This is a genomic window from Paracidovorax oryzae ATCC 19882 (assembly GCF_000687165.1).
GTDB classification, from domain to species: domain Bacteria; phylum Pseudomonadota; class Gammaproteobacteria; order Burkholderiales; family Burkholderiaceae_C; genus Paracidovorax; species Paracidovorax oryzae.
In genome coordinates this window covers 187,536-200,941 of sequence record NZ_JMKU01000001.1, presented here as the reverse complement: position 1 = coordinate 200,941, position 13,406 = coordinate 187,536, and the positions used below count along the sequence as shown (strand labels likewise).

Annotated in this window: 15 protein-coding genes; 12 read left to right on the top strand and 3 right to left on the bottom strand. The window is 71.0% G+C overall.

All coding sequences use genetic code 11. The features are described from left to right. Positions 1-29 precede the first annotated feature (29 nt). Both mnmC and T336_RS0100865 read right to left on the bottom strand, forming a co-directional pair. The gene (mnmC, locus tag T336_RS0100870; RefSeq protein WP_026431155.1) at positions 30-1,937 is read right to left on the bottom strand and encodes a bifunctional tRNA (5-methylaminomethyl-2-thiouridine)(34)-methyltransferase MnmC2/FAD-dependent 5-carboxymethylaminomethyl-2-thiouridine(34) oxidoreductase MnmC1; all 1,908 of its coding nucleotides are present in this window, start codon (positions 1,935-1,937) and stop codon (positions 30-32) included. 129 nt (positions 1,938-2,066) lie between these two features. Then, the gene (locus tag T336_RS0100865; protein WP_013594657.1) at positions 2,067-2,339 is read right to left on the bottom strand and encodes an oxidative damage protection protein; all 273 of its coding nucleotides are present in this window, start codon (positions 2,337-2,339) and stop codon (positions 2,067-2,069) included. A 208-nt stretch (positions 2,340-2,547) separates the two neighbouring features. Here T336_RS0100865 and T336_RS0100860 point away from each other — a divergent pair, with 208 nt between their 5' ends. From T336_RS0100860 to T336_RS0100815, 10 genes are all read left to right on the top strand, one after another. Next, a complete protein-coding gene (locus T336_RS0100860; protein WP_026431154.1) occupies positions 2,548-3,570 on the top strand; it encodes a sulfate ABC transporter substrate-binding protein in 1,023 nt (340 codons plus the stop codon). A gap of 55 nt (positions 3,571-3,625) precedes the next feature. Further along, on the top strand, positions 3,626-4,213 hold the full coding sequence (gene ssuE / locus T336_RS0100855; RefSeq protein ID WP_026431153.1) for an NADPH-dependent FMN reductase: 588 nt from the start codon (positions 3,626-3,628) through the stop codon (positions 4,211-4,213). 171 nt (positions 4,214-4,384) lie between these two features. After that, positions 4,385-5,374 carry a sulfonate ABC transporter substrate-binding protein gene (locus tag T336_RS0100850; protein WP_026431152.1) on the top strand — a complete coding sequence of 330 codons (990 nt, stop codon included), beginning with the start codon at positions 4,385-4,387 and terminating at the stop codon, positions 5,372-5,374. A 36-nt stretch (positions 5,375-5,410) separates the two neighbouring features. Then, a complete protein-coding gene (locus T336_RS0100845; protein WP_019703007.1) occupies positions 5,411-5,617 on the top strand; it encodes a hypothetical protein in 207 nt (68 codons plus the stop codon). Positions 5,618-5,649: 32 nt separating this feature from the next. Continuing rightward, complete coding sequence (ssuD, locus tag T336_RS0100840; RefSeq protein WP_026431151.1) at positions 5,650-6,828, top strand: FMNH2-dependent alkanesulfonate monooxygenase; 1,179 nt, start codon at positions 5,650-5,652, stop codon at positions 6,826-6,828. A gap of 29 nt (positions 6,829-6,857) precedes the next feature. Next, the gene (locus T336_RS0100835; RefSeq protein WP_019703009.1) at positions 6,858-7,232 is read left to right on the top strand and encodes a VOC family protein; all 375 of its coding nucleotides are present in this window, start codon (positions 6,858-6,860) and stop codon (positions 7,230-7,232) included. Next, positions 7,229-8,107, top strand: coding sequence for an aliphatic sulfonate ABC transporter permease SsuC (ssuC, locus tag T336_RS0100830; protein WP_019703010.1), 879 nt, complete (start codon positions 7,229-7,231; stop codon positions 8,105-8,107). The genes T336_RS0100835 and ssuC overlap by 4 nt, the downstream gene beginning before the upstream one ends. A gap of 16 nt (positions 8,108-8,123) precedes the next feature. Continuing rightward, positions 8,124-8,948, top strand: coding sequence for an ATP-binding cassette domain-containing protein (locus T336_RS0100825; RefSeq protein ID WP_026431150.1), 825 nt, complete (start codon positions 8,124-8,126; stop codon positions 8,946-8,948). 60 nt (positions 8,949-9,008) lie between these two features. Beyond that, positions 9,009-9,224 (top strand): TOBE domain-containing protein, encoded by a 216-nt coding sequence (locus T336_RS0100820; RefSeq protein ID WP_011796117.1) that lies wholly within the window; start codon positions 9,009-9,011, stop codon positions 9,222-9,224. A gap of 116 nt (positions 9,225-9,340) precedes the next feature. Then, positions 9,341-10,270, top strand: coding sequence for a CysB family HTH-type transcriptional regulator (locus T336_RS0100815; RefSeq protein ID WP_026431149.1), 930 nt, complete (start codon positions 9,341-9,343; stop codon positions 10,268-10,270). Between the two features lie 27 nt (positions 10,271-10,297). On the opposite strand, the gene T336_RS0100810 is transcribed toward T336_RS0100815, so the two are convergent. Then, the gene (locus tag T336_RS0100810; protein ID WP_026431148.1) at positions 10,298-10,648 is read right to left on the bottom strand and encodes a c-type cytochrome; all 351 of its coding nucleotides are present in this window, start codon (positions 10,646-10,648) and stop codon (positions 10,298-10,300) included. 416 nt (positions 10,649-11,064) lie between these two features. Here T336_RS0100810 and T336_RS0100805 point away from each other — a divergent pair, with 416 nt between their 5' ends. Together T336_RS0100805 and T336_RS0100800 are read left to right on the top strand one after the other, a co-directional pair. Next, the gene (locus T336_RS0100805; RefSeq protein ID WP_026431147.1) at positions 11,065-12,102 is read left to right on the top strand and encodes an alpha/beta hydrolase family protein; all 1,038 of its coding nucleotides are present in this window, start codon (positions 11,065-11,067) and stop codon (positions 12,100-12,102) included. 135 nt (positions 12,103-12,237) lie between these two features. Further along, positions 12,238-13,383: an ROK family protein gene (locus T336_RS0100800; RefSeq protein ID WP_026431146.1), complete on the top strand. Its 1,146-nt coding sequence runs from the start codon at positions 12,238-12,240 to the stop codon at positions 13,381-13,383. Positions 13,384-13,406 lie beyond the last annotated feature (23 nt).

Sequence of the window (13,406 nt, the reverse complement as noted above, 5' to 3'; positions counted from 1 at the left end):
TACAGGGCCCCTGGCGGGTTCGCGGATGTTCAGTCTCCGGGCAGCCGCTCCGTGGACACCGCCCGTGCGAGGCGCGCCTCCACGGGCAGCGGCTCGCCCATCATGCGGGCGGCCAGCAGCTCCCCGCACAGCTGCGACAGCGTGAGGCCGCGCGCGCCCATCGCGGCGCAGACCCAGAGCCCTGGTTGGCGAGCGGCATCCACCGGGCCCACGAACGGCAGCCGGTCGGGCGCGGTGCAGCGCACGGCCGCCCAGTGGCCGGGCGCGGCGCCCGGGCCGGCGATGGCGGGTGCGAGTCCCTGCGCCAGCGCCGGCAGCAACTGCTCCAGCTTCGCGGCGTTGGCCGCATGGGCGTGCGCCTGGTCCTCTGGCGCGGGGGGCAGTTCCGTCTGGCCGCGCTCGAAGGTCGAACCCATCACCCAGATGGCTTGCCCCGCCATGCCCGCATGCGGCACGAGGTTGCCGTGGCCGTTGACGGGGAAGGGCGGCCAGGCGGCTGCCGGGCTGTCCACCCGCGTGCCCCAGCTCACCTGGCCACGCAGCGGATGGATCGGGTAGCGGGCGGGCAGCCACGGGCGGCTGCCGTAGCCGGCGGCCACCACCACGTGGGGCGCTTCGGCGAGCACCGTGCCGTCGCTGCCATATGCCTGCCAGTGCGTGGCCCCACCGGGAGCGGCCACAGGTTCCAGCCGCGCCACGGCACTGCGGCCCTGCCAGTGGATGGCAGGGTGCGCCAGCAGCGCGCGCACCAGCCGGGCCGGCCGCAGCCACCCGCCACGCGCATGCCAATAGGCGACAGTGGCACCGGGCAGTCCTGCGGCCTCCAGCGCCGGGCCTTCGGCGGGGCGGCTCCATCCGGCGCCCACGGCGGCATCCCCGGTCCAGGCAGGCGGCAGGCGGTTCTTGCCATCCACCTCGTGCTCCAGCACGCCGCAGGCGCTCCAGTCCTCGCCCTCCGCCAGGCCTGATGCCTCCAGGGCCTGCAGCGTGGCCCGCACGCCGCAGCGCGACAGGCGGGACAGCAGGCTGTCGTCGGGCGACACATGCGGCGCGAACACGCCGGCCGGCAGGCCCGAGGCGCCGGCCGCCGGCTCCGCGCCCTGGTCCAGCACCCGTACTTGCCAGCCGCGCCGTGCGAGGCTCGCAGCCACCGCGGCGCCCGACAGCCCGCCGCCGATGACCAGCGCGCTTGATGGTCCGCCCACCACGCGAACGTCGGGCAGATCCGGCTGCACGGGGCGCGGCTCCCAGGCCGGATCGAACACCCCCTGCAGGTTGGCGCGCTTCGGGGGCAGGCCGGGCACTTTCTGCACGCGGAAGCCGCACTGCGCGAGTGCTTCGCGCACTGCGCCGGCCACGCTCCAGGTGGCCAGCCGCGTGCCGCGGCGGCAGCAGCGCGCCACGGCCTTGAGGGTATGCAGGTCCCACAACTCCGGGTTCACCTGCGGGCTGAAGCCGTCGAGGTACACCGCGTCGGCCACCGGCTGCTGCTGGCGCAGCATGGCCTGCGCATCGCCGATGTAGAGCGTGAGCAGCACCTGCCCGCCCTCGAAGGCGAGCCGGTGCACGCCGGGCAGCAGGCCCCAGTACTGCGCATGCAGGGCGCGGGCCAGCGGTTCCAGCTCGGCATGTCCCTGCATGGAGCGCAGCAGGTCGTCCGCGGAAACGGGAAACGCTTCGCAGGACACGAAATGCAGCAGCCGCGGCCGTGCGGGGTCGGCCCGCCATGCCGCCCAGGTGGTAATGAAATTCAGGCCGAAGCCGAAGCCGGTCTCCAGCACCCGCCACATCGCCTGGCCGGCCCAGGCCTGCGGCAGCCCGCAGCCGTGCAGGAAGACTTCGCGCGCCTGCGCGAGTCCGGTTTCGCTGTGGTAGCGGTCGCCGAAGCGCGGGTTGAACGGAGTGCCGTCGGGGAGCCAGTCGATGGGTTCGGACATGCGGCGATTGTCGCGGCGCCGCGGGGCGCGGAAGCTTGCGCCGTGTCAGCCGCACGGCGGGAAACGGAGGCGGAAAAAGGAAAGCCCGGCAGAGCCGGGCTTGCGAAAAACGGAGCCAGCGGGTGGCCGTCAGGCGCTGGGCGGTACGTAGCCCGCAGCGGCATCCGCGCCGCCGCCGAAGAAATGCTGCTCCATCTGGCGCGCGAGGTACTGTCGCGCGCGCGCATCGGCGAGGTTCAGGCGGTTTTCGTTCACGAGCATGGTCTGGTGCTTGAGCCAGCCGGCCCAGGCTTCCTTGCTCACGTTCTCGAAGATGCGCTTGCCCAGGTCGCCCGGGTAGGGAGGGAAGTCGAGTCCTTCGGCTTCCTTGCCGAGCTTGATGCACTGGACGGTACGGGGCATGTGGATTTCCTTGTTCTGGCGGTATTGGAGAGAGGACACAAGCAGGAAAAGGGCGCCGTGCGCTCCCGCTTGCAAAGGTTCTACAGATATTTCTGGAATTTAGAACTGAAATTTCAGTAGTTTCAGTTTTGAGGAGGGGCTTCCAGAATGCGCTGCATCGGTGCCGTGCTCTACCGCACCGTCCACGGATCTCCCAGGAAAGCCCCTCATGAACCTTCGCCGCCACTTTATCAAGTTTCCCGCCGCAGCCGCCCTGGCTTCGCTCGCCGTGCTGTCCGTGCCGGCCATCGCCCAGCAGCCGGTGCAGTTGCTCAACGTGTCGTACGACCCCACGCGGGAGCTGTATGTGGATTACAACCAGGCGTTCGCGAAGTACTGGAAGGGCAAGACCGGGCAGGACGTGCAGGTGAAGCAGTCCCATGGCGGCTCGGGCAAGCAGGCCCGCTCGATCATCGACGGCATCGATGCCGACGTGGCCACGCTGGCCCTGGGCGGCGACATCGATGCGCTGGTGAAGAACGGCGGCCTGGTCAAGCCGGACTGGCAGAAGCGCCTGCCGCACAACTCCGCCCCGTACACCTCCACGATCGTGTTCCTCGTGAAGAAGGGCAACCCCAAAGGCATCAAGGACTGGGACGATCTCGTCAAGCCGGGCGTGCAGGTGATCACGCCCAACCCCAAGACCTCCGGCGGTGCGCGCTGGAACTACCTGGCCGCCTGGGAGTACGCCAAGCGCAAGTACGGCGGCGACGCGCAGGCGAAGGAATTCGTCGGCAAGCTCTACAAGAACGTACCGGTGCTCGATACCGGCGCGCGCGGCTCCACGATCACCTTCGTGCAGCGCGGCGTGGGCGACGTGCTCCTGGCCTGGGAGAACGAAGCCTTCCTGGCGCTGAAGGAGTTCGGTGCCGAGAAGTTCCAGATCGTCGCCCCCTCGCTCTCCATCCTCGCCGAGCCGAGCGTCGCCGTGGTGGACAAGGTCGTGGACAAGAAGGGCACGCGCGCCGTGGCCGAGGAGTACCTGAAGTACCTGTACTCGGACGAAGCCCAGGACATCGCCGGCAAGCACTTCTACCGCCCGACCGGCGATAAGGCCAAGGCCAAATACGACGCGCAGTTCCCCAAGCTCACGCTGGTCACCATCGACCAGGCGTTCGGCGGCTGGGGCAAGGCCGACAAGGACCACTTCGCCGACGGCGCGAGCTTCGACCAGATCTACACGAAGAAGTGACCGTAACGCCGCCGCGTCCCGCCCACGACCGACCACCACCCCGCAAGGCCCGCCCATGTCCGTACTCCTGATCGCCGGAAGCCCTTCGGAGCGTTCGCGTTCCGCCGCGCTGCTCGATGCCACCTCCCTGCGGCTGTCGGTGCGCGGCACGGGTATCCACCGGCTGCACATCCGCGACCTGTCCCCGCAGGCGCTGCTGTTGGCCGACACGGGCCACCGGTCCATCGCCCATGCGGTGGAGCAGGTGGCCGACGCCCGGGCCCTGGTCGTGGCGACGCCGGTGTACAAGGCCGCCTACAGCGGCGTGCTGAAGGTGTTCCTCGACCTGCTGCCGCAGGAGGCACTCAAGGGCAAGGCGGTGCTGCCGCTGGCCACCGGCGGCAGCCCGCACCACATGCTGGCGCTCGACTACGCCCTGCGGCCCGTGCTGCAGTCGCTCGGGGCCCGGCACATCCTGCCCGGCGTGTATGCCACGGATGCCCAGGTCACCCTGACGCCCGAGGGCGCCCATACCCTGGCGCCCGACATTTCCCGCCGGCTGGACGAAGCGCTCGACCTGCTGGTGACCGAGGCGCTGCGCCCGCCGGTGCAGGCGGCGCGCTTCCCGCCGATCCCCTTCGAGCAGGTGCGATGTAGCGTCTGACCGGTCCGCGCCGCGGCCGCTGACGCGCGGGGCCGCCTGCGCACCGATCTGTTCCACCCCGTTTGCCTTCCGCTGGCCGTGCCGGCCCGCAGGGCGAGGCCTCCGTGCCCCGCCCCGGGCGGAGCGCTGCCTGCCCGCTGCCCCGACATACCGCAGAGATTGGAGTTCCCCATGGTCCCGCTGTTCGAATCCCCCGCGCGCACTGCGCCGTCCACCTCCCGCCGCCGCTGGCTGGCCGCCGGCGCGGGCGCTGCCGCCCTGGCCGCACTGCCGGCCTGGTCGCAGTCTGCCGGCGCCGCGCGCACCCTGCGGATCGGCCACCAGAAGGGATGGCTTTCGCTGCTGAAGGCGCGCGGCACCCTGGAGAAGCGCCTCGCGGCCGCCGGCGTGAAGGTGACCTGGACGGAATTCAACGCCGGCCCGGTGCAGCTGGAGGCACTGAACGTCGGCTCCATCGATTTCGGCGACGTGGGCGAGGCCCCGCCGATCTTCGCCCAGGCCGCCGGCGCACCGCTCGTGTATGCCGGCGCCACGGTGCCGCGGCCGGCGCTCGAGGCGGTGGTGGTGCCCAAGGGTTCTGCCATCCGCAGCGTGGCCGACCTGAAGGGCAAGCGCGTGGCCTACAACAAGGGCTCCAACGTGCATTACTTCCTGGCGAAACTGCTGGAGAAGAACGGCCTGCAGTACCGCGACGTGCAGTCCGTCTTCCTTGCCCCGCCGGATGCGCGCGCTGCTTTCGAGCGCGGCGCGGTAGATGCCTGGGTGATCTGGGACCCGTTCCTCGCGGCGGCCCAGAAGGCGCTGGACGCCCGCATCCTGGCCGACGCCACGGGCGTGGTGAACAACCGGGCCTTCTACTTCACCTCACGCGACTTCGCTGCCCGCAATGCGGACGTGCTGCGCATCGCGATCGAGGAAGTGGACGGCATCGACCAATGGGTCGCGGGCCACAAGGCCGAAGCCGCCGTGGAGCTGTCCCAGGTGCTGGGCCTGGACCGCGCAGTGACCGAACTTTTCGTTGGCCGCGTTGGCTACGGCACGCGGGCCGTGACCCGCGAGATCCTGGCCGAGCAGCAGGCCATCGCGGACACCTTCTTCGCTCTCAAGCTGATACCGAAGAAGCTCGACGTGCTCCAGGCCGCGCCGGTGGAACTGTTGTAGCCGGCGTCCGGCCCGTCCGTCCCAAGGAGCATCCCCATGTCCATCCTGCCATCGACCACGGCTCCCGGGCCGGCCGCGCGGCGCCTGCTGGCGGTGACCGCGCGTGCCTGGGGGCTCCGCCCCACGGTGCGAGCGCCCGGCGCGGCGGTCCCGCATCCGCACCTGGCGCAGCGCACCGCGCGGCATGTGCTGCCCGCGGTGCCCCTGCCCGCATCCGGGCCGCGCTTCGCCATTTCCTACTGACCTCCGTTCCCTACTGATCGAGAAAGCCTCCCATGCATGTGTTCTGGTTCATCCCCACCCACGGCGACAGCCGCTACCTCGGGACATCCGAAGGGGCCCGCGCCGTCAACTACGACTACCTGCGCCAGGTGGCCACGGCCGCCGACACCCTGGGCTACGAAGGGGTGCTGATCCCCACGGGCCGCTCCTGCGAAGACCCCTGGGTCGTCGCCTCGGCCCTCGCGCCCGTCACGCAGCGCCTGAAGTTCCTCGTGGCAGTGCGCCCGGGCCTGCACCAGCCGGCCCTGGCCGCGCGCATGGCCGCGACCTTCGACCGCCTGTCGGGCGGGCGCCTGCTCATCAACCTCGTGACGGGGGGCGACCGCACGGAACTGGAGGGCGACGGCGTCTTCCTGGACCATGCCCAGCGCTATGCGCAGTCGGAGGAGTTCATCCGCATCTGGCGCGAGATCCTGTCACGCAGCCACGATGGCGGCACCTTCGACTACGAGGGAGAGCACCTGTCGGTGAAGGGTGCCAAGCTGCTCTATCCGCCGGTGCAGAAGCCCTATCCGCCGGTGTACTTCGGTGGCTCGTCCGAGGCCGCGCACGACCTCGCGGCCGATCAGGTCGATACCTACCTCACCTGGGGCGAGCCGCCGGCCGCGGTGGCGCAGAAGGTGGCCGACGTGCGCGCCCGTGCCGCGAAGCGGGGGCGCACGGTGCGCTTCGGCATCCGGCTGCACGTGATCGTGCGCGAGACCGATGCCGCCGCGTGGGCCGCGGCGGAGGAACTCATCAGCCGCGTGCAGGACGAGACCGTGGCCCAGGCGCAGGCGGTGTTCTCGCGCATGGATTCCGAAGGGCAGCGCCGCATGGCAGCGCTGCACGCCGGCGGCACCCGACGCGCCCGCGCGGACCTGGAGATCAGCCCCAACCTCTGGGCCGGCGTGGGCCTGGTGCGCGGCGGCGCGGGCACCGCACTGGTGGGCGATCCGCAGACCGTGGCCGCGCGCATGCAGGAGTACGCGGACCTGGGCATCGATACCTTCGTGCTCTCCGGCTACCCCCACCTGGAAGAGGCCTACCGCTTCGCGGAACTGGTGTTCCCGCTGCTGCCGGCCGAAGTGCGCGAGCGCATCGGCGGCCGTGGCCGCGCGGCGGGCCCCCTGACCGGCCCCTTCGGCGAAATCGTGGGCAACCAGTACGTGCCGCGCGCGGCGCAGAGCTGAGCGGCCCGCGCAACAGGAAGGAGATTCCCATGGCCATCCATTCCATCAACCACGTGCAACTGCCGTTTCCCGCGGGCGAGGAGGGTGCCATGCGGGCCTTCTATGCCGGCCTGCTCGGCCTGGCCGAGGTGCGGTACCCGGCCGAGAACGCCCTGCATTTCGCGGCCGGGCCCCAGCGCATCGCCCTCGTGCCCACCACACGCTGGCAACCGGCGCCCGCGGCCGCGCACCTGGCGTTCGAAGTGGACAACCTGCCCGAACTCCGCGGCCGCCTGCTGCAGGCCGAGCTTTCCCTGGTCGAAAACCGGGCGCTTCCGGGCTACCTGCGCTTTTATGTGAAGGACCCGGCGGGTAACCAGCTCGAGTTCCTGGAGCCCGACGCGGAAGCGGGAGCGTTCGTATGACGGGCCCTGCCATCTCCCCCGCGGTGCGCGAGCTGCAGGTGTCCGCTGCCACCGACACCCCCGAGGAACCCGGTACGGGCCTGCCCGCGCCCGTGCGGCAATGGGGCGCCGCCGTGGGCCAGCGCCTGCTGCCCTGGGTGGTGCCGGTGGCACTGATCGCGGCCTGGCAGGTGGCGGCTGCCCAGGGATGGCTGTCCAGCCGGGTGCTGCCGGCGCCGTCCGACGTGCTCAAGGCCGCCTGGCAGCTCGGCGAATCCGGCGAGCTGTGGACCCACGTGAAGGTGAGCGCGGGCCGCGCGCTGGCGGGGCTGGCGATCGGCGGCGGCCTGGGCCTGCTGCTCGGGCTGCTCACCGGCTCGCTGCGCTGGGCGGAAACGCTGCTGGATTCCACCGTGCAGATGGTGCGCAACATCCCCGCGCTGGCGCTCATCCCGCTGGTGATCCTGTGGTTCGGCATCGACGAATCGGCCAAGGTGTTCCTGATCGCTGTCTCGGTGTTCTTCCCGATCTACCTCAATACCTTCCATGGCATCCGCAACGTCGATCCGGGCCTGATCGAGATGGGCCGGACCTACGGGCTCTCGCGCTGGCAGCTCTACCGCGAGGTGATCCTGCCCGGCGCGATGTCCTCCATCCTCGTGGGCCTGCGCTTTTCGCTGGGGCTCATGTGGGTGATCCTGATCGTGGCGGAAACCATTTCCGCGCAGGCCGGCATCGGCTACCTCACGATGAACGCGCGCGAGTTCCTGCAGACCGACGTGGTGCTCGTGGGCATCCTGCTCTACGCGCTGCTGGGCAAGCTGGCGGACGTGTTCGCGCGCGGCCTGGAGCACTGGTGGCTGCGGTGGCATCCCGGCTACCAGGCCAAGGCATGACGAAGGAGACGGCACCATGTCCCACCCACACACCGCTTCTTCCCCCGCGCCCGGCCTGCGCCTGCAGGCGCGCCGGCTGACCAAGCGCTACGGCTCGCGCGACGTGCTGCGCGAGGCGCAGCTCACGATCGAGCCTGGCGAATTCGTCGCCATCGTCGGCCGCAGCGGCTGCGGCAAGAGCACGCTGCTGCGGCTGGTCGCCGGCCTGGAGGGCGCCAGCGCCGGAACGCTGGAGATCGACGGCAGGCCCGTCGATGGACTGCACGGCGACACCCGCATCATGTTCCAGGAGGCGCGCCTGCTGCCGTGGCGGCGCGTGCTGGACAACGTCACTCTGGGCCTGCCCGCGGGCTCGCAGGAGCGCGGCCGCGAGGTGCTCGCCCAGGTGGGCCTGGCGGACCGTGCCGGCGAGTGGCCGGCGCGCCTGTCCGGCGGCCAGCGCCAGCGCGTGGCCCTGGCCCGGGCCTTGGTCCACCAGCCACGCCTGCTGCTGCTGGACGAGCCGCTGGGCGCACTGGACGCGCTCACCCGCATCGAGATGCAGCGCCTCATCGAAGGGCTGTGGCAGCGGCACCGCTTCACCGCGCTGCTGGTCACGCACGACGTGCAGGAAGCCGTGGCCCTGGCCGACCGCGTGGTGCTCATCGAGGACGGCCGCATCGCCCTGGATGAGCGCATACCCCTCGCGCGGCCCCGGTCGCACGGCGACGCGGCGTTCGCGGCCCTCGAGAAACGCATCCTCGACCGGGTGCTGCAGAAGCCCGCGGCCGAACCCTCCGACGGCAACGGAGACGGTGCATGGCCGGGCGTTCCGGCGCATGGCCTGCGCTGGGCGATCTGAGCCACCCGGTTTCCATCCTTTCTTTCCCTTCACCTTCCAACCATCACAGGAGTCCATCCCATGTCCATCCAGGCCATCAACGTGCGCAACCAGTTCAAGGGCAAGGTCCGCGAGATCATCCGCGGCGACGTCGTCTCGGAAGTCGATGTCGAGACGCCCTGGGGCATCGTCACTTCCGTCATCACCACCCGCTCGGTGGACGACCTCGGACTGCAGGTCGGCTCCGACGTGGTGGCGCTGGTGAAATCGACCGAAGTCTCCATCGCCAAGCTCTGACGTGCCGGGACGGGGGCGCGGTGCACCGCCGGCCCCTGGCGCCCGTGCGTTGACCCCCGCGCGGCTATCCCCGCGCGTTGACCGGCCGCATAACAACAGGAAAGTCCGGCGAATCCATGAATTTCCAGCAACTGCGTTCCGTGCGCGAGGCCGTGCGCACGGGTTTCAACCTTACCGACGTGGCCCGCATCCTCCACACCTCCCAGCCCGGCGTGAGCCGGCAGATCCGCGAACTGGAGGAGGAGCTGGGCCTGGAGATCTTCGTGCGCGCGGGCAAGCGGCTCACGGGGCTGACCCCGCCGGGATCCACCTTGCTGCCCATCGTCGAGCGGCTGCTGCTGGAGGCGGAAAACCTGCAGCGCGCCGGCCACGACTTCCGGGCCAGCGGGGAAGGGCGGCTGTCCATCGCCGCCACGCACTCCCAGGCACGTTATGCGCTGCCGCAGGTGGTGCGCGATTTCCGGGCACTGTTCCCGCACGTCTCGCTGCACCTGCACCAGGGGTCGCCGCGGCAGGTGGCCGAGATGCTGCTCTCGGGCGAAGCCGACATCGGCGTCGCCACGGAGGCGCTCGCGGGCTACGGCGAACTGGTCACGCTGCCGTGCTACCGCTGGTCCCACAGCATCGTGGTGCCGCCGGGCCATCCGCTGCTCGACCTGCCCGAGCCGCCCACCCTGCGGCAACTGGCGCGCTTTCCCATCATCACCTACGAGCTGGGCTACACCGGCCGCGCCCATATCGACGAGGCCTTCGCCCGCGAGGGCCTGCAGCCGGACGTGGTGCTCACCGCCATGGACGCGGACGTGATCAAGACCTATGTGGAGCTGGACATGGGCGTGGGCATCGTCGCCTCCATCGCGCTGGACCCGGAGCGCGACCGCCACCTGCGCATGATCGATGCGCGCCATTTGTTCGAAGTCAACCTCACCCGACTCGGGCTGCGGCGCGGCAGCTGGCTGCGCGGCTATGCCTACCGCTTCATCGAGGCCTTCGTGCCCACCCTCACGCGCGAAGCGGTGGACGAGGCGCTCTGCGCCGAGCGCTGAGTGAGGCGGTGGCGGCCACTGCGGCTGCTAGCCCTTGCGCTGGGCGAGGATCCACCGGGCCAGGGTCCGCGCTTCTTCCTCCCCGATGCGCGGATGCCGCGGCATGAGCGCGCGGCCCCATTCGCCCGCACCGCCGTTGCGGATCTTGCCGGCAAGATAGGTTTCGGCATTCCTGTCAGCGCGGTAGCGTTCGGCAATCTCCGCGAACCCGGGGCCCACATAGGTGCGCACCATGGCATGGCAGCGCATGCAGCCGTGTTCGCGCACGAGGTCGCCGGCATCCAACCCGGCCAAGGCAGGCAGGGCCGTCGCCAGGCAGAGTGCGGCTGCGGCCAGGTTCCGTGCAGTGCAGGGGAGGGCGGTGGATGGCGGGGGCATCGGATCGATGGAAGCCCCGGGCGGGCCGGGGCCGGGAAAGGCGATACGCCGAGTATGCCGCCACCACTGGCCTGCCGGCGGCGCATGGCATGCCCGCCAGTACCGGCTTTCTCGGTCCGCGCATAAGCAATCGCGATCTGGTCGCTTGGCCCTGCCGGCTCGCAGGCCTACATTGGATGCATCGCGGTGCCGCGCTGGGGTCTCCCGGTCGCCGGCCTCCGGTTTGTCAGTAGGGGGTCTCCTTTCACAGCCCGCATCGCGCGGGCTTTTTTTTGGCTCCCGTCCCGCCGGGTGTAATGACCGGCGCGCACCCGGCCCGCGCACCTGTGCGACCTCGGGGGCGGTCAGTGCCCCATGCGCCGCTTACACTTTCCGCCAGGGGCCATGCCGTCCCCGCGTCCAACGGAGTCCCCTCGATGAGAACTGGAACATGGCCCTGTCTCGTGGCGGCGTGCCTGGCCGTGTGGACGGCACATGCCGCGGCGCAGTCTTCCGATTGCACCGTGGCGGCGGGCCCCGCCTGCTACCAGCGCTTCGAGCCGCCCGGCGCCGGAGGCACGCTGAACTACTACGCATCGCTGGCGCCCGGAGAGGGGGCGGCGCCGACGCGCGCGCTCGTCGCCCTGCACGGCCATCCGCGCGATGCCGGCAAGACCTTCGGCGCGGCGCTGCAGGCCGTGCGCGATGCCGGTGCGCTGCGTGACACCCTGGTGGTGGCGCCCGTGTTCCAGGTCGCGGCGGGCCAGGCCGGCCGGTGCAGTTCCCCGGGCGTTCCCCCCGCGCAGGCCGGCGACCTGCTGTGGACATGCAGCTCCTGGATCGAAGGCGGGCCGTCGGCCAACGGCGCGCGCATCACCTCGTTCGCGGCGATGGACGCGCTGGTGGCCGAGCTCGTGCGGCGCTGGCCCGGCCTGCGTACCGTCACCGTCGCGGGCTTCTCCGCGGGCGGGCAGATGGTGCAGCACTACATCGGCTTCGCGAACCCGGCGCCGGCCGGCGCGTCCACCTCCGCCTCCACCGTCGCCCTGCGCTACGTGGTGGCGGACCCTGGCACCTGGCTGTATTTCGACGCCTGGCGCCCCCATCCGCCCGCGGATGGCACCTGCCCGGGCGTGAACCGCTGGAAGTACGGCACCGACGACCTGCCCGCCGGCCTGGGGCGCATCGCCGCCCAGGCGCGCGATCGCTATGCCGCCGCCGACGTGCATTACCTCGAAGGCGCGCTGGACAGCAGCGACGCCAGGGGCACGTACTACGGCATCCTCGACAAGTCGTGCGCGGCCATGGCCCAGGGGCCGTACCGCCTGCAGCGCGGCCTGGCCTACGCGGAATACGACCGGACGCAGCTGGCGCCCGGCCGGCGGCGCGAGGTGGTCGTGGTGCCCGGCTGCGCCCACGACGTGGCGTGCGTTTTCCCATCGGAGGCGGCGCGCGCGGTGCTGCTGGGCCGCTGACGGCTGCCTGCCGCCGCCTGCCTCCTCCTGGGGCGTGGTTTGGCGGCGTTGGCTGACGCGGCCGCGCCGCGGGGCGGGGCACCATCGGGGCCAGGGCCTGCGACGCGGGCCCATTCCCTCCCTACGAACACGACCATGGCATCCAAAGAGAAGGAAGAAGCGCCGGTGTCCGCTGCCGCGGCCGAGCGCGAGGAAAAAGCCCGGCTCGCCCTGTGCGCGGCGGGCCCGCACGGCGATATGGAACTGGCGTCCGTCACCATCGACGACTACAGCCTCGAATTGCGCGACGGCGACGGCTTCGCGGGCGACAACGCCAGCCGCACCGCGTTCCGGCGCATGCTGGATGCCTGGCGCACCCTCTACACCGACATGGCCGGCAAGGACCCGCTGGGCGACAAGCCCACGCGGGAGATCAGCAAGCAGCGCCTGGACGAGATGCTGGCCAAGGACGGCGTGGCGGCCCGGGCGATCGAGGCCGCCTCCGAGGATTACGCGCAGCAGTTCGCCCACGTGGTCCTGCGCTTCCTGCAGCACAAGACCTGGAAGGGCGTGGAGCGCGTGATCGTGGGCGGCGGCTTCCACCAGAGCGAGGTGGGCGAGCGTGCCATCGCCCGCGCGGCCGACCTCGTCGCGCAAGAGCTCGAGCGCAAAAAGAAGGACCCGGTGGAACTGCGCCTGCTGCACCACCATGCCGACGAGGGCGGCCTGATCGGCTGGGTGCACCTGGCGCCGCCCGCGCTGCTGCAGAGCTACGACGCGATACTGGCGGTGGACATTGGCGGCACCAACGTGCGCTGCGGCATCGTGCAGACCCACCTGCACTCCGCGCCCGACATGTCGAAGGCCGAGGTGCTGCGCCGCGAGAAATGGGGCCATGCGGACGACGCCCCGCGCCGCGACGAACTCGTGGACGGCATCGCCGGCATCCTGGAAGACCTGGTGGACCATGCCAGGAAGAAGGAACTGAGCCTGGCGCCCTTCGTCGGCGTCGCCTGCCCGGGCCTGGTCTGCGAAGACGGCTCGCTCGCCGGCGGCACGCAGAACCTGCCGGGCAACTGGGAGAGCATCCGCTTCCACCTGCCGCGCGACCTGTGCGAGCGCCTGCCCACCATCAACGGCGGCCGCATCCAGGTCTGCCTGCACAACGATGCCGTGGTGCAGGGGCTGTCGGAACTGCCCTTCACCCAGGACGTGGGGCGCTGGGCCGTGCTCACCGTGGGCACGGGCCTGGGCAACGCGAGCTACACCAACCGCACCCCGCAAAAGCGCCCCCGGCGGTGAGCGGCCCCGTGCGGGGCAGGGCC